The following is a 24,443-nucleotide window of genomic DNA, read 5'->3' on the forward strand; positions in this document are numbered from 1 at the left end:
TGTGGTCGCTGCGTGGTCCGTCACTGTCTTACTTTCCACTGTTGGCGTCGGCCGCCGGGGCTGAGGAGATCAATTGCTGGAGTGCCGTGAACAGCACGTCCTTGTCCGCGGCACGGCGGGTGCGGAACCCGGTGTCCAGCTCATGGGGGCCGAGCACCCATGTCACCACCAGGAGGCCGTCCTTCTCGACGAACTTGCCGGCCATGCCGCTGTCCTGCCGTACGCCGTGCAGGGAGGTGGCCGGGATGTAGAGCGCCGGGGCCCCGGAGCGGTCGAAGAGGACTCCGTGCGGGTACACCGCGAGGGTGGACGTGGTGCGGATGCCGAGGCCGTGCACGGCGATCCGGTCCAGCCAGTCGCCGCCGGTGGTGGTCGCAATATACTGGCCCTCCGCGACGGCGAGGGGCTCGCCGGGTTCCGTGAGCACGGGGGGCAGCTGTTCGACGTCGGACTGGCGCTTCAGGCGGTTCCGCCACCCCATCCAAATGAGGCCGAACGCGACGGCGATGAGTGCCAGCGTGATGGCCAGCGAGAGCAGCTGGGTATCCATCAGGCGGCGCCTGCGGACGCCGCATGCGGGAACGGGGTGTTGAGTTCGCCGTCCAGGACGGTGGGGTGTCCCTTGAAGAAGGTGGCCACCACCTTGCCCGGCAGCTCCCGGCCCTTGAAGGGCGAGTTGCGGCCCATGGTGGCCATGCGGAACGGGTCCACGGTCCAGCGCGCCGCGGGATCCACCAGGATGACGTTGGCGGGTTCCCCTGCTTCCAGGGGACGGCCCTGGTCCTCGAGCCGGCCGATGCGTGCCGCCGCGGTGGAGGTGACGCGCGCGAAGTCCGCCCAGCCCATCAGGCCGGTTTCAATCATGGTGTGCTGCACCACGGACAGGGCGGTTTCCAGGCCGGTCATGCCCATGGCGGCCTGCGCCCACTCGCACTCCTTGTGCTCGCTGGGGTGCGGCGCATGGTCGGTACCCACAACGTCGATGGTGCCGTCTGCCAGCCCTGCGCGCAATGCCTGGACGTCCGCGTCCGTGCGCAGCGGGGGGTTGACCTTGTAGACGGGATCGTAGCTGCGGACCAGGTCATCGGTCAGCAGCAGGTGGTGCGGCGTCACCTCGGCGGTGACGTTGATGCCGCGTTCCTTGGCCCAGCGGATGATTTCCACCGAGCCGGCTGTGGAGACGTGGCACACGTGCAGGCGGGAGCCCACGTGCTGGGCCAGCAGGACATCGCGGGCGATGATGCTTTCCTCTGCCACCGCGGGCCATCCGGTGAGGCCCAGTACGGCGGACACCTCGCCTTCGTTCATCTGGGCACCGGCCGTCAGCCGCGGCTCCTGCGCGTGCTGGGCCACCACGCCGTCGAACGCTTTGACGTACTCCAGGGCGCGGCGCATGAGGACGGGATCGTGGACGCAGATGCCGTCGTCGGAGAACATGCGGACCCGGGCGCGGGAATCGGCCATGGCGCCAAGTTCGGCCAGCTGCTCCCCCGCGAGGCCCACGGTGACTGCGCCGACAGGCCGCACATCCACCCAGCCGGCCGTCCGGCCCAGCGAGTAGACCTGCTCCACCACGCCTGCGGTGTCCGCCACGGGGGTGCTGTTGGCCATGGCGTGGACGGCCGTGTAGCCGCCCAGCGCTGCTGCGCGGGTTCCTGTTTCCACCGTCTCGGCGTCCTCGCGGCCAGGCTCGCGGAGGTGCGTGTGCACGTCCACCATGCCGGGGAGTGCCACCAGGCCGGCGGCGTCGATCACCGTGGCCCCGTCGGCTGAAAGGCCGTTGCCGGTTTCGGCGATGATGCCGTCACGGATCAGCAGGTCCGCCGGTTCACCGCCCAGGATGGAGGCGCCTTGGATCAGATAGGTTCCGGTGTTGCCTGCCATCAGTTGGTCTCCTTGGTGGAATGGGTGCCGGCGTAGGCCAGGGCGGGAGTGGCGGCTGGTTCGCGGGTGTCCCCGGAGAGCAGCAGGTAGAGGGCGGCCATCCGCACCGACACTCCGTTGCGGACCTGGTCCAGCACGGTGGAGCGGGGTGAGTCAGCGGCGGCTGCCGAGATTTCCAGGCCGCGGTTCATGGGGCCGGGGTGCATGATGATGGTGTCCTTCATGCCGAGCTTGTCGAGGGACCGGAGGCGGGTGTCGTCGAAGCCCCAGCGGCGGGAGTATTCGCGGGTGGTGGGGAAGAATGACGCGTTCATCCGTTCGCCCTGGACGCGGAGCATCATGACGGCGTCGACTCCGCCTTCGAGGGTTTCGTCCAGGTTGTAGCTGACCTTGCAGGGCCATTTTTCGACGCCGATGGGCAGCAGCGTGGGCGGCGCCACCAGGGTGACATCCGCGCCGAGGGTGCGCAGGAGCCAGACGTTGGAGCGGGCAACCCGGGAGTGCAGGACGTCGCCGGCGATAGCGACGCGCATTCCTGAGAGATCGGCGCCTTCGGACCCGGTGCCGGCCAGGCGCGACCAGTGCCGGCGCATGGTGAAGGCGTCCAGCAGTGCCTGGGTGGGGTGTTCATGGGTGCCGTCGCCGGCGTTGATGACGCCGGCGTCGATCCAGTCCGTCGCGGCCAGCCGGTGCGGTGCTCCGGAGGCCCAGTGGCGGATGACGACGGCGTCCGCACCCATCGCGGAGAGCGTCTGGGCCGTGTCCTTGAGGGACTCGCCCTTGGACACCGAGGATCCCTTCGCGGCGAAGTTGATGACGTCCGCGGAGAGGCGCTTGGCGGCCGCTTCGAAGGAGATGCGGGTGCGGGTGGAGTCCTCGAAGAAGAGGTTCACCACCGTGCGGCCGCGCAGGGCGGGGAGCTTTTTGACTTCACGGTCGCCGACGGCCGCCATTTCCTCGGCGGTGTCCAGGATCCGGATGGCGTTCGACCGGCTGAGGTCCTGGGTGGAGAGCAGGTGCTTCACGAGCCGCCTTCGATCACTACTTCGTTGACAGGGGTGCCGCCGGCGGGCGTGTCCGTTTCTTCCAGCCGGACCCGGACTTTTTCGGCGGAGGAGGTGGGGAGGTTCTTGCCCACGTGGTCTGCGCGGATGGGGAGTTCGCGGTGGCCCCGGTCGATCAGCACGGCGAGCCGGACGATGCGGGGGCGTCCGAGGTCGATGAGGGCGTCCAGGGCTGCGCGGATGGTGCGGCCGGAGTAGAGGACGTCATCGATCAGGACCACCACCTTGTTGTCGATGCCCGTACGCGGCAGCTTGGTGGGGTAGGGCGGGCGTGTCCCCTGGTGCGAGAGGTCGTCCCGGAACATGGTGACGTCGAGCTGGCCCACGATGGCCGCGGCGTCAACAGTGTTGTCCGCGGCGGCGATTTTTTCGGCGAGCCGGACTGCCAGCGGATAGCCGCGGCGTGGAATGCCCAGCAGGACGAGGTCCTGGGAACCCTTGTTGGCCTCGAGGATCTCATGGGCGATACGAGTGAGGGCCCGGTCAATGTCCGCCTGGCTAAGGACTACCCTGGCTGGAACCGGTGCGCTGGTGACAGAAGTCAACGCTCGTCTCCCCTTTCCCCGCCTCACAGGACGGAATTAAAAAAGGATCATGTGCGTACCAAAATTACCACATGGGCTCCGGCCGGCCGGTGCCGGCGGGACGCGGTGCTGGTCACATCCGCGGCGCCACCGCAGCCGGGTCCTTGGTGCGGCGACGCCTCCCCCCTAGGCTTTCGGATATGTCGATGTATCCACGCCAGCCATACCAGGGCCCGCCGGAAGATCCACACTTCGGAAGGTCCGGGCCGCTCCCCCGCGAGGCGAATCCCAGCTGGATGGGGCACGTTGAGCCGGAAAACTACCGCCCTGCGCCGGGCCATCAGGGCAGGCCCGTGAATGCGGTGGTTCCGCCGGAGTTCCAGGGCGCGGCAGTACGTGCGGCCCGGACCCGCGGCGGCTTGCTGGGCCTCACCGTGGCCGGCAGCGCGCTGGCGTTCCTCAGCCTGTTCCTGGTGATGCCGTTCCTGCTGTCCAACACCGGCACGGCGGGTTTCCTGATTGGATTCCTGGCCTCGCTGCTCCCGCTGTCGGCGGTGCTCCTTGCGGTCTACGTCATCGACAAGTGGGAACCCGAGCCGAAGCGCCTGCTGTTCTTTGCCTTTACCTGGGGCGCCGCTGTGTCCATCGCCGTCACGCTCCTCATTCAGCCGTTTTTTGTGCTCACCTTCCAGTTTTCGGACGTCCCTGACCTGCAGACGTACATGGCGACCGTGCAGGCGCCCATCGTCGAGGAGTTTGCCAAGTCCCTCGGCCTGCTCCTGCTTCTCCTTTTCGCGAGGAGGCATTTTGACGGGCCCGTGGACGGTGTGGTGTTCGCGTTCACCATCGCGGGCGGCTTTGCCTTCACCGAAAACATCCTGTACTTCGGGCGGGCGATTGCGGAATCGGCGAGCCCGGCAAGCGACTTTGCCCAGGTCTTTTTCCTCCGCGGCGTGATGTCCCCGTTCGCCCATGCGATCTTCACGGGCAGCACGGGGCTCATCATGGGTTTCGCCGCCAGGCGCTGGCATACGGGCGCCTCGGTGGCCGCCTTCGTTGTGGGGCTGCTGCCGGCCATGTTCCTGCACAACCGCTGGAACAGCATGGGCCAGGGCTTCCTGGTGGACTACATCCTGGTCCAGGTGCCAATCCTTTTCCTCGCGGTGGGTAGCATCGTCCTGCTGCGGGTGGCCGAGAAGCGCCTGACGCGCCAGCGGCTGCTGGAATACTCCGCCGCCGGCTGGTTCACCCCGGCCGAGGTGGAGCTCCTCGCTACGCTGGGCGGCCGGCGCTCGGCCCTGAGCTGGGCGGGCGGTTATGGCAGGAAGCGGCAGATGAAGGAATTCCTGAAGGCCGCGACGCACCTGGCGAACACCAGGCAGCGCATCCTGAGCGGACGCGACGTCCAGCTGCACCAGGCTGAGGAACGGCAGCAGCTGCAGCGTATCGTTGCCCTGCGGGCGGCAGTCGCCGCCTGAGGCCCCGACGGCGGAATCCTTAGTTAATAGCGAAAGGGCCGGCCTCCACGGTGGTGGAAGCCGGCCCTTGTGCCGGTGTGCCGGGTGGCCGCGCCTGGCTAGGCGAGCAGCGAAGGCTTCAGCTGCTGCAGCCGGCCCAGGAGTCCGTTGATGAACTGGGGCGACTCGTCGGTGGAAAGCGTCTTGGCGAGTGCCACGGCTTCGCTGACCGCCACGCCGTCCGGGACGTCGTCGTTGTAGAGCAGTTCCCAGGTGCCGATCCGCAAAATGATGCGGTCCACGGACGGCATCCGTTCCAGGCTCCAGCCCTGCGAGTAGGTTTCCAGGAACTCATCGATGGCGGCCTGCTGGGACAGCACGCCCTCGACGATTTCCAGTGTGTAGGGATTGATGATTTGGTCGGTCTTTTCCCTGCGCGCCCGGAGGACGTCGAAAGCTGACACCGAGCGCTGCTCGGCCTCGAAAAGAACGTCCAGCGCCCTGTTGCGGGCTTTACCGCGTGCGCTCACTACTCGGTGACCCGGCCGAGGTAGCTGCCGTCGCGGGTGTCCACCTTGACCTTGGTGTTGTTCTCGATGAACAGCGGGACCTGGATCTCGTAGCCCGTTTCGAGCGTGGCCGGCTTGGTGCCTGCGGAGGAGCGGTCGCCCTGCAGGCCCGGCTCGGTGTAGGTGATCTCCAGCACAACGCTGGGCGGCAGTTCGATGTAGAGCGGGGTGCCCTCGTGGATGGCGATGTTGACCATCTGGTTTTCGAGCATGAAATTGGTGGCGTCGCCAACCGTGGCGCCCGAGACCGTGATCTGGTCGTAGTCGGAGGTGTCCATGAAGACGAAGTCTGCGCCGTCCTGGTACAGGTACTGGTAGTCGCGGCGGTCCACCGTGGCGGTCTCGATCTTGAGGCCGGCGTTGAACGTCTTGTCCACAACCTTCCCGGACATCACGTTGCGCATCTTGGTCCGCACAAAGGCTCCGCCCTTGCCCGGCTTGACGTGCTGGAATTCAATGATGTTCCAGAGCTGGCCCTCAAGCTTCAGGACCGTTCCGTTCTTGATGTCGTTAGTGGTTGCCACTGGTTTCCTCTGGTTTCTGTGTCTGGTTACGTGGTCAGACGTTCTATGCCGGCCAGGCAGGCCATACGGCTTGCCGGCGCGTGTTTGTCAAAAATCGCGTGGTTCGAAAAAATCCAAAAACTATTCTACCGGTAAATACGCGGCAGCTTGCCGGCGGCCCGGGAAACCGGATTCAGCAGGCCAGGTCCAAAGCGTCCCGCGCCCGCTGCAGGGCCACCGTTGACGAGTAAATCAGGGCTGCGTCGGCCGACTGGGCAACCCGGAGGTCCAGTGCGCGGGTGAATGCCTCAACGGCCGCGGACATGTGGCCGGCCGTGTACTGCGTCTTGCCCAGGTAATGCAGGACCAGGGCTTCACGGTCGGTCCCCTGGAACTCACCGAGCAACTGGCGGAAGAGCTCCAGGGCGCGGTCCGTCCGGTGGGTAACCCGCAGCACCTCGGCCTCGAAAGTCCGCAGGCGGAATGACTCGGGATCGTTGAAGCGGGCCTCTGCCAGGAGTTCCGCCGCTTCCGAAGCATGTCCCTCGACGATCAGGACAAAGATCCGGTCGGCCGGATCGGTGGAGTCCGCCAAAGCGGCACGGCATGCGTCCTCGTTGACGATTTCCGGCAGCAGGGTCTCCGGGTTGATCCGGATCCCGGGGAAGCCGGCTTCCGGCCAGTCAGCCGTTCCTGTTATGTCGCCCTGCATCAGGAAGCAATCTCCTGGTAGGCGGCGAAAAGGAGGGACGTGTCCGGGACGTCAAGTATCCCCGGTTTGGCCACGCCGTCCAGCACAACGAAGCGCAGCAGGTCGCCGCGGGATTTCTTGTCGCGGCGCATGCCGTCCAGGAGGCCCTGCCAACGGTCCCGGCGGTAGGTGACGGGAAGCCCCATGCCGTCCAGGATGCTGCGGTGCCGGTCGGCATCCGCGTCACTGAGGCGCCCCACGCTGCGCGCCAGTTCGGCAGCGAACATCATGCCCACGGATACCGCGGCCCCGTGCCGCCAGGAATAGCGTTCCACGAGTTCGATGGCGTGGCCGAGGGTGTGGCCATAGTTGAGGATCTCACGCAGTCCCGACTCTTTCAGGTCCTGGGAGACCACATTCGCCTTAACGGCAATGGCCCGCTCGATGAGTTCCCGGAGCGTGTCCGATTGCGGGTCCACGACGGCGGCGGTGTCTTTTTCCACCAGGTCCAGGATGGCCGGGTCGGCGATGAAACCGCATTTGATGACCTCGGCCATGCCGGAAATCAGCTCATTTTTGGGCAGCGTGTTCAGTGTGTCCAAGTCGGCGAGGACCGCCGCGGGCGGGTGGAAGGCGCCCACAAGGTTCTTGCCCTCGGCGGTGTTGATGCCGGTCTTTCCGCCAACGGAGGCGTCCACCATGCCGAGCAGGCTGGTGGGCATGTGGATGACCTTGACGCCGCGCAGCCACGTGGCGGCCACGAAACCGGCAAGGTCCGTGACCGCGCCGCCGCCGACGGCAACGATGGCGTCGGAGCGGGTGAAATCGTTCTGCCCCAGCACCTGCCAGCAAAAAGCGGCGACCTGGATGTGCTTGCCTTCCTCGGCGTCCGGTATTTCGGCCGTCAGTGAGGTGAAGCCGGCTTCCGCCAGTTCGTCGCGGACGGTGTCGCCGGTAAGCCGCAGCGCCCGGGGGTGGATCACCAGGACCCGCCGGACGCGCTCACCCAGCAGCCCGGGAAGTTCACCCAGCAGCCCGCGTCCAACGACGACGTCGTAGTTATTGGCGGCGGATTCGCCGGTGACCTTGATCACTGTTGATTCGGTGCTCACTTTTCAACTTCCTGTTGGGCAGCTGCGTAGGTCCGCAGTGCTGCTTCGAGCCGGGCGCCAAGCTCGGTAACCGAGCCCTGGCGCACGTCCAGGGTGATGTCTGCCAGCCGTTCATAGACCGGCTTGCGGGTGGCGAACATTGCTGTCCAGCGGCCCATGGCGTCACCGGCCAGCAGCGGCCGCCCGGAATTGCGGGCGATGCGGCTGGCCACCGTGGAGGCGTCGCATTCGAGGTAGACCACCGTACAGCGGCCAATCAGCTGCTGGGTCCCGGAGTCGAGGACGGCGCCGCCCCCGAGCGAGATCACGCTGGTGGTCCCTTCGGCAGCTTCGACGGCGTTGGCCACGGTTCGGGCCTCAATCTCGCGGAAAGCATGTTCCCCCCGCCCGGCAAAGATATCGGCAATGGACCCGTGCCCCGCCACGATGACGGCGTCGGTATCCACGAACGGGGCACCCAACTGCTGGGCCAGCTGCTGCCCGATGGCGGATTTGCCGACTGCCATGGGACCGATCAGGACAATCGGCCGGTCGCCGACAGGACCGGTATTGCTGCGGTGCGGCACTACTGTCCGATCGAGTCCAGGGAGGCCGGAATCCCGTCCAGGTAACCCTTGATGTTCCGGGCGGTTTCCGCCACGGAGTCTCCGCCGAACTTCTCGGTCACGGCCTCGGCCAGGACCAGCGCCACCATGGCTTCGGCCACCACGCCGGCGGCCGGGACGGCACAGACGTCGGAACGCTGGTGGTGGGCCTTGGCGGGCTCGCCGGTGCTGATGTCAATGGTCTTCAGTGCCCGGGGCACGGTGGCGATGGGCTTCATGGCGGCCCGGACGCGGAGGACGTCACCAATGCTCATGCCGCCTTCAATGCCGCCTGCGCGGTTGGTGGTGCGGACGATCCTGCCGTCGGCGTCCCGGACGATTTCGTCGTGCGCGGCGGAACCGCGGCGTGCTGCGGTGCGGAAACCGTCGCCTACTTCCACTCCCTTGATGGCCTGGATGCCCATCAGGGCGGCGGCGAGCCTGGAGTCAAGCCGGCGGTCCCAGTGCACGTAGCTGCCCAGTCCCGGGGGAAGGCCGTAGGCGAGGACCTCCACGACGCCGCCAAGGGTTTCGCCTTCCTTGTGCGCGGCGTCCACCTCAGCCACCATGGCGTCCGAGGTTTCCCGGTCGAAGCAGCGCAGCGGATCGGCGTCAAGCGCGATGACGTTGGCGGGAACGGGCAGCGGACGGCCCTCGGGGACCGTCACGCTGGCGATGGAGACGGTGTGGCTGACCAGCTCGATTCCGAGGTGCTTGAGGAACTGCGCAGCCACCGTGCCCATGGCAACCCTGGTTGCGGTTTCCCGGGCGCTGGCCCGTTCCAGGACGGGGCGGGCTTCGTCGAACCCGTACTTCTGCATGCCGGTGAAGTCGGCGTGGCCCGGCCGGGGCCGGGTCAGGGGCGCGTTACGGGCCTGGTCGGCCAACAGTTCGGGATCCACCGGATCCGCGGACATGATCTGCTCCCACTTGGGCCACTCGGTGTTGCCCACCTGGATCGCGACGGGACCGCCCTGGGTCAGTCCGTGGCGGACACCGCCCAGGATGGTCACAACGTCCTGTTCGAACTTCATGCGTGCGCCGCGGCCGTAGCCCAGGCGGCGGCGTGCCAAGGAGTCGGCGATGTGCCCGCTGGTGATTTCCACACCGGCGGGGACGCCTTCAATAATTCCCATCAGAGCCGGACCATGGGATTCCCCGGCAGTCAACCAACGCAACATAATTTCCATCCTGCCACTAGGGCGGTCACAACGCCCGTCGGGGAAGGCCGACTGCGTCACACATCACATCTATGACAGCTGCATTAACGTCATCTCCACGGCGCGTGAAAAGGCGCACCTGTTCCACGGCCTGGTACAGCAGCATTTCCAGGCCGGGCACCACGGCGCCGCCGCCTGACTGCCACACCGTGGCTATCAGGCTGGGCCAGGGATCATACGCCACGTCCAGCAGCACGCCAGGGGTAGGAGTCTTCAGCGCCGCCACTTCAGCCGCAAGTCCGTCCGCCGCACGCGGCGGCAGGGTGGAGATGACGACGTCGGCACTTGCCGTGGGGCGGGCAGCGTCAGTGAGGCTGCGGATCTCCAGGTCCACGCCGAGGGATTCCGCTGCCGCGCGTACGTCTGCGGTGCGGGACGTGTCCCGGACAAAGACCTGGGCGTGGGCCGTCCCGAGTTCCTTGAGGGCAGCGACGGCTGATGCAGCAGTCCCCCCGCCCCCGAGGACGACGGCTGAAGGTGCTGCTGCGCTGCCGGCGTGGCGGACCGCGTTGACGATGCCGGCCACATCGGTGTTGGAGCCGATGGATTTCCGCGTCCCATTATGGTCTTCGAAGGAAACCGTGTTCACCACGCCCAGCGTCCTGGCGACGCCCCGTACCTCATCCACCTGGCTGAGCATGGCGGTCTTCAACGGCATGGTCACCGAGAGCCCGCGCCAGCCCTGCTGGTCACGGATCTGTCCCATCAGCGAAGGCAGCAGGCCTTCGGTGACGTCGATGGCCGTGTAGCTGATCCCGATCCCCAGCTGCGCGTACGCGGCAAGATGCAGTGCCGGTGATTTCGAGTGGCTGATCGGGTGGCCCAGGACGGCAGCCCGCAGGCTCATGCGCAGCGGCCCACGTTTGCCATGCACCAGGCGTTGTACTGCTCCACGTAGGTGTTGTGTTCCGCCAGCGTGCGGGAGAACTTGGTCTCCTTGGTATCCAGGTTGATGGTCACCCAGTACAGGTAATCATTGGTTTTGGGCCTGGCGGCCGCATCGATGGCGGTCTTGCCCGGCGAACCGATGGGGCCCGGCGGAAGGCCGGGGTTTGCGTACGTGTTGTAGGGGTTGGAGCTGTCCTGGCGCTGCTCGTCCGTGAAGTTGTAGCTCTTGGTTCCCAGGCCGTAGGTGACGGCCGAGTCCACCTGCAGGAAGCCGTTGGTCTGGTCGTTGGGCTTGAGCCTGTTGTAGATGGCCCCTGCCACGTCACCGTATTCGGCCTGGCCACCCTCTGCCTGCACAATGCTGGCGACGATGACGGCCTCGTACTGCTTGGCAGGATCCGAGATCCCCTGCGATACGAGTTCGTCGACGGTTATTTTGACCAGTGCCTGCAGGATGTCCTTCGCCGGTGTGCCAAGCGGGAACCGGTGCTCACCCGGGGCCAGGTACCCTTCGAGGTTCTTCGCGTTCGCGGGCAGGCCGAACTGCTGCGGCTGGTCACTCAATGCCTGCAGGTCCTGCACGGAAACGCCGGATCCCTCGGAGATGGCCTGCAGTGATTCGCCAACACGCAGTCCTGCACTCAGGGCAAAGTAGATGACCTTTGTCTTGTCCTTGCCAAGCAGGACGTTGACGGCGTCCGAATTCTTCATCTCGGCCTTGAAGGTGTAGTCGCCCGGCGACAATATTCCCCCGGAAGCGGCGAACGCCTGCAGGAACGTGTCGGCGTTGGCCACCACTCCCTTGCTTTCGAGGTCGGCGGCAACCGACCGGGTGCCCTCGCCATTGTCGACGGTCACCTGCACTTCGCCTGAACCCGGGCCCGGGAAGTCGCTGGGCTTGTCGGTGCCAAGGAGGGGCTTCAGGAACTGCGCTCCCACCGCTACAGCGGTAACGAAGACGGCGAGCGTCAGGAACAGCGCCAGCAGCCTGCGGCGGCGCCGCACCTTCTTTGACGGCTTGGCCGCTACCTGCGCCGCCGACGACCCGGGAAGGAACTCATGGTGCGTACCGCCGTCGTGATGCGCCTCGTAGTGGGTCGGGTGGTGGACGTCATGATGGGCGGCCTCACCATATTCCTGGCCATGGTCCGGGTAGTCGTACCCGCCCGTGTGGTGGGCATGGTCGGCATACTGCGTGTCTGCGGCATACTGGTGGCCCACCAGGGCAGGTTCGGCGTAGGCGTCATGCGCATCATCCTGGTGGTCCGCCTCGTCCGGAAGCGCCTCCTGGATGGACGGGGGTGCCTGGGGAGCGGCCGGTACCGGCTGGGCCGCTGTCACAGGCTCAGCAACGGGAGCCTCGGGAACAGTCGGTGCGGGCACGGCCGGCGGTTCATCGGGCAGTGGCGGAACATCGTGTCCGGTCTCGTACGCCTGCTCGGGAACAGTTCCCTGGCCGCCGGTGTTGAGGCTCTTTTCGCGTGCCCGTATTTCCTTGCGGGTCAGCGGCCTCGCTGCCCCGGCGTCCAAGGGGCCGGAAGCGTCGTCAATGTTGGCAGGGCTCACTGTTGCCTTCCATTATCTGAAGATGGGGCCGTGTCCCCCGGGGTAGCGCGGACGGACTCGTCCATCTCGCCGACCCCCAGGCCCACGGACGGGGAAGGCGGTGTCACGCGTGAGCCGACATCCGCTCCCCTGGCTTTCTGCATGTCGATGGCGTGCTGAAGGATACCTGCCGCCGCGACCTGATCAACTACTTTACGGTGATTCCTGCTGCTCATGCCAGCTTCGTGCAGGCTGCGGTGGGCGGTGACGCTGCTCAGGCGTTCATCCACGAGGTTCACGGGCACCGTCAGACCGCGGGCCGCCAGTTCGGTGGCCACCAGCAGGGCGTACTCCGTGGCCATCCGTGCGGACGAGTGCTCTTCGCCCTTCATGGTGCGGGGCAAACCGACGATGACCTGCACGGCTTCCAGTTCCTCGGCAAGCTTGGCGATGACGCGGACGTCCGAGTTCTTTTTGGCGTTGCGGTCCAGCGTTTTGTAGGGCGTTGCCAGGATGGAGTCGCGGTCACAGATGGCCACGCCCACCCGGACGGTGCCCACGTCCACCCCCAGTTTCACGCCCTGGGGGTAGCCGCCGGCAGCTGCAGGATTGGTCATGGCAGGGTTAGCGCCGTTCGACGGCGTCGACGACCGCTGCCAGGGCAGCGCCCACTTTGCCGGCGTCCGTGCCGCCGCCCTGGGCGACGTCGTCCTTGCCGCCCCCGCCGCCGCCAAGGATGCCGGCAGCGAGCCGGACCAGGACGCCGGCTTTGACGCCGGCGGCACGTGCTGCCTCGTTGGTTGCCACCAGGATCATGGGCCGGTCGTTCGCCACACCTGCGACGGCTACGGTGGCTGCTGCGGAGCCGAGCCGGTTCCGCAGGTCAAGGGCGAGGCCGCGGAGGTCGTCGGCGCCGCTGACCGTGCCGGCGTCATGGGCGATAACGCTGACGCCTGCGGCGTCCCTGGCGCTGTTCACCAGCTGTGCGGCGGAGGCTGCGAGCTGCTCCTTGCGGAGGCGGTCCAGTTCTTTCTCGGTGGCCTTGAGCTTGGCGAGGGTGGCGGCGATCCTGTCGGCGAGCTGCCCGGAGGGAACCTTCAGCATGTCGGTCAGCTCCGTCACCAGCGCGCGCTCGGCGGCCAGGTGGCGGAAGGCGTCCATGCCCACGAAGGCCTCCACCCGGCGGTTTCCTGAACCGACGGACTGCTCCCCCAGCAGGGAGAGGCTGCCGATCAGCGAGGTGTTGGCGACGTGGGTTCCGCCGCAGAGCTCGCGGGACCAGGCGCCGTCGATCTCCACCACGCGGACTTCGCTGCCGTAGTTTTCGCCGAAGAGTGCCATGGCACCCAGGGCCTTGGCCTCGGCCAGTCCCATCACCTTGGTCTCCACGGAGTAGTTGTTGCGGATGGCGAGGTTGGAGACTTCCTCGATTTCCGAGCGGGTGGCAGTGCTCAGGCCCTCGCCCCAGGCGAAGTCGAAGCGCAGGTAGCCGGCCTTGTTGTAGGAGCCGCGCTGGGTGGCTTCGGGGCCAAGGATCTGGTGCAGCGCAGCGTGCACAATGTGCGTGCCGGTGTGGGCCTGCTCCGCGGCGTGCCGGCGGTCGCGGTCCACCGCGGCGCGGACCAGGGAGTCGGCGCCGATTTCGCCTTCCCGGACGATCGCCTTGTGCACGCTCAGGCCCTTGAGCGGGCGCTGGACGTCGAGGACCTCGACGACGAACCCATCGCCGGTGATGAGGCCGGTATCGGCTGCCTGTCCGCCCGCTTCGGCGTAGAACGGGGTTTCCGCGAGCACCAGTTCGATTTCGTCGCCCGTTGCGGCCTGCTGGACCGGACGTCCAGCGGCGAGCAGTCCGCGGACGCGGGATTCGCCGTCGAGCTCGGTGTAGCCGGTGAAGACCGTCTCGCCCTGGCCAAGGATCTCCTGGAAGGCAGAGAGGTCGGCGTGGCCGCCCTTCTTGCCCTTCGCGTCGGCCTGGGCGCGCTGGCGCTGCTCCTGCATCAGGCTGCGGAACGCGGCTTCGTCAACCTTGAGCCCGGCTTCCTCAGCCATTTCGAGGGTGAGGTCGATGGGGAACCCGTAGGTGTCATGCAGGGTGAATGCGTCTGCGCCGGACAGCGGCCTGTTCGCGGCCTTGGACTCCTTGACGGCGTCTTCCAGGCGTGCGGTGCCGGAGGCGATGGTGCGCAGGAAGGCTTTCTCTTCCGCGTATGCGATGCGGCTGATCCGTGCGAAGTCGGTTTCGACTACCGGGTAAACGCCCTTCATGGCGTCGCGTGAGGCGGGCAGCAGCTCGGGCAGGCAGGCCTGCTCCACACCCAGGAGCCGCATGGAACGGACGGCACGGCGGATGAGGCGACGCAGGACATAGCCGCGGCCTTCGTTGGAGGGGGTGACGCCGTCGGAAATCAGCATCAGGGCGGAGCGGATGTGGTCGGCGACGACGCGCATCCGGACGTCGTCCGTGTGGTGCGGATCCTCGTCGGTTTCGGCGGAGGTGTATTCCTTGCCGGACAGCTCGGCGGCCTTGTCGATGACGGGCCGGACCTGGTCCGTCTCGTACATGTTTTCGACGCCCTGCAGGATCATGGCCAGGCGCTCCATGCCAAGGCCGGTGTCAATGTTGCGCTTGGGCAACTCGCCCACAACATCGAAGTCTTCCTTGGAACGCACATTTTCGATCTGGTACTGCATGAACACGAGGTTCCAGATCTCGATGTAGCGGGTTTCATCCGCCAGCGGACCGCCTTCAACACCGTAGGCAGGGCCGCGGTCGTAGTAGATTTCCGAGCAGGGGCCGGCCGGGCCGGGCTGGCCGGTGTGCCAGTAGTTGTCCGACTTGCCCATCTTCTGGATCCGCTCGGCGGGAACACCGGTGTTCTTCAGCCAGAGTTCCTTGGCTTCGTCGTCCTCTTCGTAGACCGTCACCCACAGCAGTTCGGGCGCAAGTCCGTAGCCGCCGTCGTCAACGCTCTTGGTGAGCAGCTCCCAGGCGAATTTGATGGCGTCTTCCTTGAAGTAGTCGCCAAAGGAGAAGTTTCCGCACATCTGGAAGAACGTGCCGTGCCGGGCAGTCTTGCCCACTTCCTCAATGTCGCCGGTGCGGATGCACTTCTGCACGCTGGTGGCGCGGGAGTAGGGGGCTTCTTCGCGGGCCGTGAGGTAGGGGATGAACGGCACCATGCCGGCCACCGTGAACAGCAGCGAGGGGTCGCTGGAGACCAGCGACGCGGAGGGAACCGCTGTGTGGCCCTTGCTGACAAAAAAGTCAACCCAGCGCTTTGTGATCTCCTGCGACTTCATGAGCTGTTTCATACCCTTCTTGGTCCGCGCATTGGACGGCGCGGAAATATTCGTTCAGGTGGCAGGACCCCAGGTGTGCGGTTCCTGCCGGTGGTTCAGGCGGTTGGCCGGCGGCTGCCTGCGGGTCAGCGGCGGGCCACTTCCCCGGATTCGACGCCGAGCGCGGTCCGCAGGTCCGTTTCCCGTTCCCGCATTCCGCTCCGGACGGCGTCGGCGAAGTCGTAGACACCGTCCGCCAGCCACCCCACTGCCCGGTTGAGGCCTTCGGGCCCCAGGTTGGACTGCGCTTCGCTCACCTTGCGGAAGGCGATGACTCCGATGGCCACGCCGATTCCCATCCAAACAAGTCGTTTCATTTTAGATCTTTCAGGACTTAGCGGCTGCGGCGGCCGGCAGCGGGCTTCTTGCGGTTGGCCAGCGCGGTGCGGACACCGTAGCTGAACGCAGCCACTTTGATGAGCGGCGAGCCGACGGTGGCGGCAACCAGGGAGGACAAAGCCGAGAGGTTGGCGGAGGCGTCCGAGACGTTGGACGAAATGCCGTCCACCTTCTTCAGCTGCTGGTTGGTGGTAGAGACCGTGGCGGTAACCTCATCCATCAGGGGCGTGGCGCCGTCGCTGATGGACCGGATGGCAGTCCGTACCTCGTCGAAGACCTTGCCGAGCTTCAGGATGGGCACGGCGAGCAGCAGCACCAGCAGCGCAAACACCCCGGCAGCGATCAGGCCGGCAATATCGCCACCAGACATAGACGTTCATCTCCTCGAAATTCTGTGGTTCGCAACATCCTGCACGCGGCGCCGAAAAGCGCATTCCGCGGATGTCCCCCAAGTACCTTACATACAAAGAAGCCCGTGGCGCTTGCCACGGGCTTCTTTGGATACGCTGCTGGGATTAGCGTGCGTAGAATTCGACGACGAGCTGCTCTTCGCAGGTCACCGGGATTTCGGAGCGCTTGGGGCGGCGGACCAGGCGGGCCTGCAGTGCCTCGAGCTTGACGTCCAGGTAGGCCGGAACGGCGGGCAGGACGTCGCGGTGGGCGCCGGCTGCTGCAACCTGGAGCGGAACCATGGTTTCGCTGCGGCTGTGAACGTGGACCAGCTGGCCCTCGCCGACGCGGAACGACGGACGGTCAACGCGGATGCCGTCAACCATGATGTGGCGGTGCACAACGAGCTGGCGGGCCTGGGCGATGGTGCGGGCGAAACCGGCACGCAGGACCAGGGCGTCAAGGCGCATTTCGAGCAGTTCGATGAGGTTCTCACCAGTCAGGCCCTTGGTGCGGCGTGCTTCTTCGAAGGCACGGGTCATCTGTGCTTCGCGGATGCCGTACTGGGCGCGCAGGCGCTGCTTTTCGCGCAGACGTACGGCGTAGTCGGAGTCCTGCTTCTTGCGGGCGCGGCCATGCTCACCGGGGCCGTACGGGCGGCGCTCCATGTACTTGGCGGCCTTGGGGGTCAGAGCGATGCCGAGGGACCGCGAGAGGCGGGCCTGACGGCGAGCACGAGTGTTGTTAGCCACTTGTGTCCTTCCAATATCTGCGGTGTGTCAGTGTTACTGGCCTCCACGATGGAGAGCATCGGCCAACCGCTGCCTTTTGCTACTGGGCACAGGGCATAACCAACTCGAAGAAATTCGGGGGATTGTGCGTCCGTGCCTTGCCAGACAAACATCTATCCTACCACGGCGGTTACTTCCCCCGGACAAGCTTCCGCAGGCGCTCCAGCCGGACGGCGATGTCCCGTTCGGCGCCGTTCCCGGTGGGCTTGTAGTAGTCCCTTCCCACCAGGTCGTCCGGCGGGTATTGCTGGGTAGCCACGGAATGCGGGGCGTCGTGGGCGTACTTGTAACCCACGCCATGGCCCAGCTGCTTCGAACCGGGATAGTGCGCGTCGCGCAGGTGCGCGGGAATTCCATTGCCAAGGCCTGCGCGGACGTCGGCGACGGCCTGGTTGATCCCCATGTAGGCGGCATTGGACTTGGGGGCCGTGGCCAGGTGGACCACGGCCTCGGCGAGGATGATCCTGCCCTCGGGCATGCCGATCAGCTGGACGGCCTGCGCCGCCGCCACCGCAGTCTGCAGTGCAGTGGGATCAGCCATACCCACATCCTCGGAGGCCGAAATCACGATCCGGCGCGCAATGAAGCGGGGGTCCTCGCCGGCTTCGAGCATGCGCGCGAGGTAGTGCAGGGCTGCGTCAACGTCGGAGCCGCGGATGGACTTGATGAAAGCACTGATGACGTCATAGTGCTGGTCGCCCGCACGGTCGTACCTTACCGCGGCGACGTCCAGTGCGCGTTCCGTGTGCTTCAGGTCGACGGCGACCGGCCCCTCCCCCGCATCGTCCGCGTCACCGAAGGCCACACCTGCCGCAGCTTCCAGGGCCGTCAGGGCACGACGGGCATCACCACCTGAGAGCCTGACCAAATGGTCCAGTGCTTCCCCGGTGAGGTCCACCTTTCCGTTCAGTCCGCGCGGATCGGCGACGGCGCGCTGGATCAGCCCTTCGATATCCCCGTCGGTCAGCGGGCGGAGCGTCAGCAGCAGGGAACGGGACAGCAGCGGGGAGACCACGGAGAACGACGGGTTTTCCGTGGTGGCGGCCACCAGCACCACCCAGCGGTTTTCCACCCCCGGAAGCAGGGCATCCTGCTGGGCCTTGTTGAAACGGTGGATCTCGTCCAGGAACAGGACCGTAGTGGTTTTGTAGAGGTCCCGGGCGGTGAGTGCGTCGTCCATGACGCGCCGCACGTCCTTGACGCCGGCAGTAATCGCGGAGAGCTCCACGAACTTCCGGCCCGGTCCGCGGGCAATCACGTGCGCCAAGGTTGTTTTGCCGGTTCCCGGCGGGCCCCAGAGAATGAGTGAGGTGGGACCGGCGGGGCCCGAGGTGTCTGCTCCCGCCCCTGCAGCAAGCTGGCGCAGGGGCGAGCCCTGGCCGAGGAGGTGCTGCTGGCCAACTACCTCGTCGAGGGTGCGGGGACGCATCCGGACGGCGAGCGGACCGCGGGGGGAAGTGTTACCCCCTCCCCCGGCAGTCCGGGCGGCGGCAGGCGCATCGTCGTCGCCGTCGTCGTCATTACCGGGCCCGTGCCCGAAGAGATCATCCACATAGATAGGCTACTTCCAGTCGTTCGGCTTTCGTGCCGGCACCCAGCTGCCTACCAAAGGATCCCGCCATGCCCGCCCGAGCTGCCGCCGGAAACCGCCCGCCTTCCGTCCGGACCGCTTTCGTTCCCGGCAGCCGGCTGGCCGGCTGGGTGGAGCGGTTCGGCGCCGCGCATGGCGGCTGCGTGCTGCACGATGACGACGACGGGCTGCGGGTCGTGGCTGCCGACGGCGCCGAAGCGCTCCTGCAGGCGCCGTGGCCCGTGGATGGGAGGCCAGGACGCGGGTCGGATGCCGTGGAACGCCTGGCGTCGCTCTCATCGCAGCCCCGCCGGCTTGGTCTCTTGCTGGTTCGCCGTGGCGGTTATGGCCTGGGTATCGCCGCCGAAGGGCAGCTGCTGGCTTCAAAGGCGGGCACACGGTACGTCCAGTCCCGGACGGCGGCGGGCGGCCAGTCCCAGCAGCGCTTCGCCCGGCGCCGGTCCAACCAGGCCGATGCGCTGGTGGAGGCGGTGGCGGTGCAGGCCGCTGAAGTGTTTGGCCGGGGATCCTTCGAATATCTGCTTCCCGGCGGCGACCGGGCGCTGGCGGACCAGGTCCTGGCGCACCCGGCTCTGCAGGAGTACGCCCGCCTGCCGCGGCTGGCCTACCTTGACGTAGCCGAGCCCAAGGCAGCGGTCGTGAAAAAAGCGGCAGCAGATGCCTGTTCCGTTCGGGTGCAGGTGACCGACGCGCAGCCCGGATAGTCAGCAGCCGGTAAGGTGCCGCCTGGGCCGTTCCTGCCGGTAGAGGTAACGTCCCGTTTCCTGGAACCCCGCCTTTGCATAAAGCTCCTGGGCGGCCCGGTTCGCGGCGGTGACCAGCAGCCAGCAGCCTTCCAGCCCCCGTTCGGCCGCGGCCTGCAGCAACGCGTCGAGGATCCGCGTGCCGTGGCCGCGGCGGCGGGCGTCCGGATGCGTGGCCATGCAGTAGATCCCACCCCACCCCAGCGTCTTGTCCGGAAGGGCAAGGCGTCCGACGGCGGCGGGCCGGCCGCCGTCGTCCCGCACGAGGGCGTACAGGGCTGGGCAGCCTTCCAGGATTCCGCGGGCGGTTGCCAGTGCCTCCGCACCACCGCGGCCGTCCACGTCCCACCACACCCGCAGCCATTCATCCGATGGCTGGGCTGAAAGTTCAACGGTGCGGTCAGGCGCCGCCGCAGCCGCCAAAGGCCAGCTTGCCATGATCAGCGTCTCCGACTGCCGCGTAAAGCCCTCCGCATCCAGGAAAGTGTTGAGGGGCGCCGTGCGGGCATCGTCAAAAACCTGGAAGATCACCGGCAGCCGCCGGCTGCGGTACCAGGACCTGGCGTCCCGGAGCAGAACCGGAAAGTGAGGGGAACCGTCGTCGGGAATCCGGCGCGGCCAGATGGAGTTGGCGCGCTGCGTTACTCCATCCGCGGCCCGGAAAACCCAGCCGCCCGATTCGTGCCGTTCCACAGCCGGCCAGGCAGCATCCATGGCCGTCTCGACCGCAAAACGTGTTGTGTGGACGCCCGGCACATTCATCTCCTTCATAAATGGCAGAAGGCTCCCCGGACGTGCCGGGGAGCCTCCTGCCGTATGGCCGTCAGCCGTTACTTGGCGACCGCTTCTGCCTTCTTCACCTCAACGGGCCTGGTGGCCTCAGGCTTGAAGTCGACGCCGGCTTCCTTGCGCTGCTGCGGCGTGATGGGGGCCGGAGCGTCCGTCAGGGGGTCGTGGCCGCCGCCGGACTTCGGGAAGGCGATGACGTCGCGGATGGAGTCCACTCCCGCCAGCAGGGAAACCACGCGGTCCCAGCCGAAGGCGATGCCGCCGTGCGGGGGCGCGCCGTACTTGAACCCTTCAAGCAGGAAGCCGAACTTGGTCTGGGCATCCTCCTTGTCCAGGCCCATCAGCTCAAAGACGCGCTCCTGCACGTCGCGCTGGTGGATACGGATGGAGCCGCCGCCGATTTCGTTGCCGTTGCAGACGATGTCGTAGGCGTAGGACAGCGCGGACTCGGGGTCCTTGTCGAAGGTGTCCAGGAACTCGGGCTTGGGCGAGGTGAAGGCGTGGTGGACGGCAGTCCACTGGCCGGCACCCACCGCCACGTCGCCGGAGGCCACGGCTGCGGCGGCAGGCTCGAACATGGGCGCGTCCACTACCCAGCAGAACGCCCAGGCGCTGGGGTCGATCAAACCGGTGCGGTGTCCGATTTCCACGCGGGCGGCACCCAGGAGTGCACGCGACGGCGTCTTCTCGCCGGCAGCGAAGAAAATGCAGTCGCCCGGCTTGGCGCCGACGGCGTCTGCCAGGCCGGCCCGCTCGGTGTCGGTGAGGTTCTTGGCCACCGGGCCCGCAAGCTCGCCGTCCTCCTTGTACAGGACGTAGGCCAGGCCCTTGGCTCCGCGCTGCTTGGCCCATTCCTGCCAGGCGTCCAGGGCACGGCGTGCCTGGGACGCCCCGCCGGGCATCACGACGGCACCCACGTACGGGGCCTTGAAGACGCCGAAGTTGGTGTCCTTGAAGAATTCGGTGAGCTCGGTCAGCTCCTGGCCGAAGCGAAGGTCCGGCTTGTCCGAACCGAAGCGGGCCATCGCATCGGCATAGGTGATCCGCTGGATGGGCGTGGGGATCTCCACATCGATGAGCTTCCACACTGCCTGGACGATGTTTTCGCCCAGCGTGATGATGTCGTCCTGGTCCACGAAGCTGGCCTCGATGTCCAGCTGGGTGAACTCCGGCTGGCGGTCCGCGCGGAAGTCCTCGTCACGGTAGCAGCGGGCGATCTGGTAGTACTTCTCGAAGCCGCCAACCTGCAGGAGCTGCTTGAAAAGCTGCGGCGACTGCGGAAGCGCGTACCACGAGCCCGGGGCCAGGCGTGCCGGAACCAGGAAGTCACGGGCGCCTTCCGGCGTCGAACGCGTCAGCGTAGGGGTCTCAATTTCCACGAACCCGTCCCGGTGGAGCAGTTCGCGGGCCACCCGGTTGGCTTCGGAGCGCAGCCGCAGGTTGCGGCTGGGGCCGGGGCGGCGGAGGTCCAGGTAGCGGTGCTTGAGGCGGGCTTCCTCGCCCACTTCCACGTGCTCGTCGATCTGGAACGGCAGTGGGTCCGAGGTGTTCAGGACCGTAACGTCCTCGGCGATGACCTCGATCTCACCGGTGGCAAGCGCCGGGTTCTCATTGCCTTCCGGCCGCTTGGAAACGGTGCCCTTGATCTGCAGGACGTACTCGTTGCGCAGGCCGTGGAAGACCTCTTCCTCGCGGACCACAACCTGGGCCACGCCCGAAGCATCGCGCAGGTCAACGAATGCCACACCACCGTGATCACGGCGGCGGCCCACCCAGCCGGCCAGGGTTACGGTTTGTCCAATGTGCTCGGAACGAAGGGATCCGAGGTCATGTGTGCGCAGCACAGCACACCTTTCTAGAGAGAACAGAAGGAAAGCAGTGGGAATTTAAAAGGAACCACTCCAGGAACAGTCCCGTCCGAGTTTACCCGCTGGACGGCCGCTGTCACCGCACGGCGGACCCGGGGCGGACGAACCGTCTTAGACCGCGGTTGCCACCTGGGCTGCCGTGGCCACCTGGACGGTGAGGTCCTCCGACGGCGGCGCCCAGGTTTCGGGCGCGGCTGCCACCTGCTCCCCCGACCGGATGTCCTTGACCTGGTGAGTGCCGTCGTCGTCCGTGAACCAGACGAACGGGATGCCGCGCCGGTCAGCGAACTTGATCTGCTTGCCGAACTTCTCCGCCTTGGCGGCCACCTCGGTGGGGATGCCGCGGCTGCGCAACTGCGCTGCCACGTCCTGGGCTGCGTCCCAGCTGTCATCGCTCGCCAAAGCCACCAGCACCGCGGTAGGCACCGAACGGGAAGCCTTGGCCAGGTCCTGGCTCAGGATGCGGGAGACCAGCCGGGTAACGCCGATGGACAACCCGACGCCCGGGAACTTCCGGTTGCCTTTGGATGCCAGGGCGTCGTAACGGCCGCCGGAGCAGATGGAGCCCAGCTGCTCGTGGCCCACCAGGACGGTTTCCACCACTGTTCCCGTGTAGTAGTCAAGGCCGCGGGCGATGCTGAGGTCTGCCACCACCTTGCCGGGAGCCCGCTGGACAGCGGCGTCGATCACCTGTTCCAGCTCGTTCAGGCCTTCGTCCAACAGGTCATTGCTGACGCCCAGCGTCCGGACCTGGGCCACGAAAGAGGTGTCCTCAGTGCGGATACCGGCCAGCTGCAGCGCCTTCTGGGCCTGCTCATCGGTGGCACCCAGTTCTTCCTGCAGCAGTTCCGCCACCTTGGCCGGGCCCACCTTTTCGAGCTTGTCGATGCTGCGCAGCACGCCGGCGGTGTCCTCAAGGCCGATGCCCCGGTAGAAACCTTCGGCGAGTTTGCGGTTGTTGATCCGCAGCCTGAAGTCCGGGATGGGCAGCGCGCTGAGCGCCTCCGCGATCACCAGGGCGATCTCAACGTCGTAGCGGAAGGGCAGTTCACCGTCGCCCACCACATCGATGTCCGCCTGCGTGAACTCGCGGGCACGGCCTTCCTGCGGACGCTCACCCCGCCACACCTTCTGGATCTGGTAGCGGCGGAACGGGAACGCCAGGTAGCCGGCATTCTCCACAACGTACCGGGCGAAGGGGACGGTCAGGTCGAAGTGCAGTGCAAGCGCGTGCGGATCGGCTTTGCCTCCCTTGACGGGGTTGGCGCCTTCGTCCTCCTGGAGCCGGCTGAGCCCGTACACTTCCTTGTCGATTTCACCCTTGCGCAGCAGCTGGCCCACCGTCTCCACGGCGCGGGTCTCGATGGAGCCGAACCCGTGCAGTTCGAAGACCCGGCGCAGGGTGTCCAGGACATGGAGTTCCACCAGCCGCTCCTCGGGAAGCCACTCGGGGAATCCGGACAGGGAGGCGGTGCGTGCCATGGAAGTTCTCCTCTTGGTGCGCCGGATGCAGCCGCATTTCGCCCGCTGTGGGCGCGGAACCGCGGCAGTCCAGCCAGTCATGCATAAACTATGTGCGGCAGTCAGTTTATGCGTCATCCGTGTGCATCTCTAATACGCCGGACCGGCAGGGCTCGGCCGTCAGAAAACTGTGCCTGCGGCCAACATGCCCCTGCGCAGCAGCCCGACAACCAGATGGCGCAGCAGCCCGACAATGAGGAGGACCCTTGGCGGCCAGTTCACGCAGTGCCCGCGAAGCCAAACGGCGTATCCAGCAGATGGAAGCCAAGCGCGAGCTGAGGCGGGACCAGGAGAAGCGGCGCAAGCGCGACAACCTCGTGGCCGCCGGTGCCGGAACCGCCGCCGTGGTGCTCGCCGTCGTCCTCCAGCTCACTGCCTTCGCCGGCAACCCGACGGAGGACGAATTCGCTGCAGCCGAGGCCGGCCTGACCGATCCGTCAGCCTCGGCTGACCCCTCTGCCAGCACGTCAGCCCCACCCACCAATGGCCCCAACATCCCGGCCGCCGATACCGCCGCCGGCAAGACCTTCACCGGTGACCTGGTCCTGAACGGAAGCCCGCTGGGTGTGGAGCTGGACGGCACCAGCGCCCCGCAGGCTGCGGCGGTCTTCAAGTCCCTCAGCGATGAGGGCTTCTACAACGGAAAGACCTGTCACCGGCTCACCACCGCGGATGCGTTCGGCGTCCTGCAGTGCGGCTCGCCCACGGGCGACGGGCAGGGCGATCCCAATTACACTTGGGGGCCCCTGGAAAACACGCCGGCCGACAATACCTATCCTGCGGGCACCATCGCCGTGGCCAGGACAGGCAACAACGCCTACGGCAATGGCACGCAGTTCTTCATCGTCTACAAGGACACTGCCATCCCGGCTGACTCGGCAGGGGGCTACACGGTGGTCGGAAGGGTGACGTCGGGACTGGACGTGGTGTCGAATATTGCTGCCGCAGGGATCACGCCGGGCAGCAGCGACACAGACGGCGCGCCTGTTGAACCAGTCACGATAGACTCGTTTTCTCTGAAGTAGGAA

Annotated in this window: 24 protein-coding genes; 3 read left to right on the top strand and 21 right to left on the bottom strand. The window is 66.6% G+C overall.

Annotated elements, in window-relative coordinates:
- Window positions 1-28: 28 nt before the first annotated feature.
- Genes B5520_RS06270 through pyrR form a run of 4 tightly spaced genes read right to left on the bottom strand, consistent with a single transcriptional unit; the run spans window position 29 to window position 3,493 of the window.
- Complete coding sequence (locus B5520_RS06270) at window positions 29-550, bottom strand: PH-like domain-containing protein (RefSeq protein ID WP_079596201.1); 522 nt, start codon at window positions 548-550, stop codon at window positions 29-31.
- A complete protein-coding gene (locus B5520_RS06275; RefSeq protein ID WP_079596202.1) occupies window positions 550-1,884 on the bottom strand; it encodes a dihydroorotase in 1,335 nt (444 codons plus the stop codon). Before B5520_RS06275 ends, B5520_RS06270 begins: the two co-directional genes overlap by 1 nt.
- The gene (locus tag B5520_RS06280; RefSeq protein ID WP_079596203.1) at window positions 1,884-2,909 is read right to left on the bottom strand and encodes an aspartate carbamoyltransferase catalytic subunit; all 1,026 of its coding nucleotides are present in this window, start codon (window positions 2,907-2,909) and stop codon (window positions 1,884-1,886) included. The genes B5520_RS06275 and B5520_RS06280 overlap by 1 nt, the downstream gene beginning before the upstream one ends.
- Window positions 2,906-3,493, bottom strand: a complete 588-nt coding sequence (gene pyrR / locus B5520_RS06285; RefSeq protein ID WP_079596204.1) for a bifunctional pyr operon transcriptional regulator/uracil phosphoribosyltransferase PyrR — start codon at window positions 3,491-3,493, stop codon at window positions 2,906-2,908. The genes B5520_RS06280 and pyrR overlap by 4 nt, the downstream gene beginning before the upstream one ends.
- A 179-nt stretch (window positions 3,494-3,672) precedes the next feature.
- Between pyrR and B5520_RS06290 the strand changes: the two genes are divergently transcribed.
- Window positions 3,673-4,950: a PrsW family intramembrane metalloprotease gene (locus tag B5520_RS06290; protein ID WP_079596205.1), complete on the top strand. Its 1,278-nt coding sequence runs from the start codon at window positions 3,673-3,675 to the stop codon at window positions 4,948-4,950.
- 98 nt (window positions 4,951-5,048) lie between these two features.
- On the opposite strand, the gene nusB is transcribed toward B5520_RS06290, so the two are convergent.
- From nusB to B5520_RS06360, 14 genes are all read right to left on the bottom strand, one after another.
- Complete coding sequence (gene nusB / locus B5520_RS06295) at window positions 5,049-5,459, bottom strand: transcription antitermination factor NusB (protein WP_079596206.1); 411 nt, start codon at window positions 5,457-5,459, stop codon at window positions 5,049-5,051.
- Window positions 5,459-6,022, bottom strand: coding sequence for an elongation factor P (gene efp, locus B5520_RS06300; RefSeq protein ID WP_050054941.1), 564 nt, complete (start codon window positions 6,020-6,022; stop codon window positions 5,459-5,461). Before efp ends, nusB begins: the two co-directional genes overlap by 1 nt.
- Before the next feature lie 172 nt (window positions 6,023-6,194).
- Entirely contained in the window at window positions 6,195-6,713 is a 519-nt protein-coding gene (locus B5520_RS06305) for a hypothetical protein (RefSeq protein ID WP_079596207.1), read from the bottom strand.
- Window positions 6,713-7,804: a 3-dehydroquinate synthase gene (aroB, locus tag B5520_RS06310; protein WP_079596208.1), complete on the bottom strand. Its 1,092-nt coding sequence runs from the start codon at window positions 7,802-7,804 to the stop codon at window positions 6,713-6,715. Before aroB ends, B5520_RS06305 begins: the two co-directional genes overlap by 1 nt.
- Window positions 7,801-8,370 (bottom strand): shikimate kinase, encoded by a 570-nt coding sequence (locus B5520_RS06315; RefSeq protein ID WP_079596209.1) that lies wholly within the window; start codon window positions 8,368-8,370, stop codon window positions 7,801-7,803. The genes aroB and B5520_RS06315 overlap by 4 nt, the downstream gene beginning before the upstream one ends.
- Window positions 8,370-9,569: a chorismate synthase gene (gene aroC / locus B5520_RS06320; RefSeq protein WP_079596210.1), complete on the bottom strand. Its 1,200-nt coding sequence runs from the start codon at window positions 9,567-9,569 to the stop codon at window positions 8,370-8,372. The genes B5520_RS06315 and aroC overlap by 1 nt, the downstream gene beginning before the upstream one ends.
- A 25-nt stretch (window positions 9,570-9,594) precedes the next feature.
- Window positions 9,595-10,455: a shikimate dehydrogenase gene (locus B5520_RS06325; RefSeq protein ID WP_079596211.1), complete on the bottom strand. Its 861-nt coding sequence runs from the start codon at window positions 10,453-10,455 to the stop codon at window positions 9,595-9,597.
- Window positions 10,452-12,062 carry an endolytic transglycosylase MltG gene (mltG, locus tag B5520_RS06330; protein WP_079596212.1) on the bottom strand — a complete coding sequence of 537 codons (1,611 nt, stop codon included), beginning with the start codon at window positions 12,060-12,062 and terminating at the stop codon, window positions 10,452-10,454. Before mltG ends, B5520_RS06325 begins: the two co-directional genes overlap by 4 nt.
- The gene (ruvX, locus tag B5520_RS06335; protein ID WP_079596213.1) at window positions 12,059-12,658 is read right to left on the bottom strand and encodes a Holliday junction resolvase RuvX; all 600 of its coding nucleotides are present in this window, start codon (window positions 12,656-12,658) and stop codon (window positions 12,059-12,061) included. Before ruvX ends, mltG begins: the two co-directional genes overlap by 4 nt.
- Window positions 12,659-12,665: 7 nt before the next feature.
- Window positions 12,666-15,344, bottom strand: coding sequence for an alanine--tRNA ligase (alaS, locus tag B5520_RS06340; protein WP_079596412.1), 2,679 nt, complete (start codon window positions 15,342-15,344; stop codon window positions 12,666-12,668).
- A 125-nt stretch (window positions 15,345-15,469) separates the two neighbouring features.
- The gene (locus tag B5520_RS06345; RefSeq protein WP_254865486.1) at window positions 15,470-15,700 is read right to left on the bottom strand and encodes a DUF6167 family protein; all 231 of its coding nucleotides are present in this window, start codon (window positions 15,698-15,700) and stop codon (window positions 15,470-15,472) included.
- Between the two features lie 17 nt (window positions 15,701-15,717).
- Window positions 15,718-16,092, bottom strand: coding sequence for a DUF948 domain-containing protein (locus B5520_RS06350; protein ID WP_079596215.1), 375 nt, complete (start codon window positions 16,090-16,092; stop codon window positions 15,718-15,720).
- A gap of 145 nt (window positions 16,093-16,237) precedes the next feature.
- A complete protein-coding gene (gene rpsD, locus B5520_RS06355; RefSeq protein WP_043454433.1) occupies window positions 16,238-16,864 on the bottom strand; it encodes a 30S ribosomal protein S4 in 627 nt (208 codons plus the stop codon).
- A gap of 169 nt (window positions 16,865-17,033) precedes the next feature.
- The gene (locus B5520_RS06360) at window positions 17,034-18,455 is read right to left on the bottom strand and encodes a replication-associated recombination protein A (protein WP_079596216.1); all 1,422 of its coding nucleotides are present in this window, start codon (window positions 18,453-18,455) and stop codon (window positions 17,034-17,036) included.
- 68 nt (window positions 18,456-18,523) lie between these two features.
- On the opposite strand from B5520_RS06360, the gene B5520_RS06365 reads away from it, so the two are divergent.
- Window positions 18,524-19,198 carry an acVLRF1 family peptidyl-tRNA hydrolase gene (locus B5520_RS06365; protein ID WP_079596217.1) on the top strand — a complete coding sequence of 225 codons (675 nt, stop codon included), beginning with the start codon at window positions 18,524-18,526 and terminating at the stop codon, window positions 19,196-19,198.
- On the opposite strand, the gene B5520_RS06370 is transcribed toward B5520_RS06365, so the two are convergent.
- The 3 genes from B5520_RS06370 to hisS form a co-directional block, all read right to left on the bottom strand.
- Window positions 19,199-19,951, bottom strand: a complete 753-nt coding sequence (locus tag B5520_RS06370; RefSeq protein WP_254865503.1) for a GNAT family N-acetyltransferase — start codon at window positions 19,949-19,951, stop codon at window positions 19,199-19,201. It lies immediately after the preceding gene.
- A 116-nt stretch (window positions 19,952-20,067) separates the two neighbouring features.
- Window positions 20,068-21,870: an aspartate--tRNA ligase gene (aspS, locus tag B5520_RS06375; RefSeq protein WP_079596219.1), complete on the bottom strand. Its 1,803-nt coding sequence runs from the start codon at window positions 21,868-21,870 to the stop codon at window positions 20,068-20,070.
- A 135-nt stretch (window positions 21,871-22,005) separates the two neighbouring features.
- Window positions 22,006-23,376: a histidine--tRNA ligase gene (gene hisS, locus B5520_RS06380; protein WP_079596220.1), complete on the bottom strand. Its 1,371-nt coding sequence runs from the start codon at window positions 23,374-23,376 to the stop codon at window positions 22,006-22,008.
- Between the two features lie 245 nt (window positions 23,377-23,621).
- Between hisS and B5520_RS06385 the strand changes: the two genes are divergently transcribed.
- On the top strand, window positions 23,622-24,440 hold the full coding sequence (locus tag B5520_RS06385) for a peptidylprolyl isomerase (protein WP_079596221.1): 819 nt from the start codon (window positions 23,622-23,624) through the stop codon (window positions 24,438-24,440).
- Window positions 24,441-24,443 lie beyond the last annotated feature (3 nt).

It is taken from the genome of Arthrobacter sp. P2b, from assembly GCF_900168295.1.
Taxonomy (GTDB): domain Bacteria; phylum Actinomycetota; class Actinomycetes; order Actinomycetales; family Micrococcaceae; genus Arthrobacter.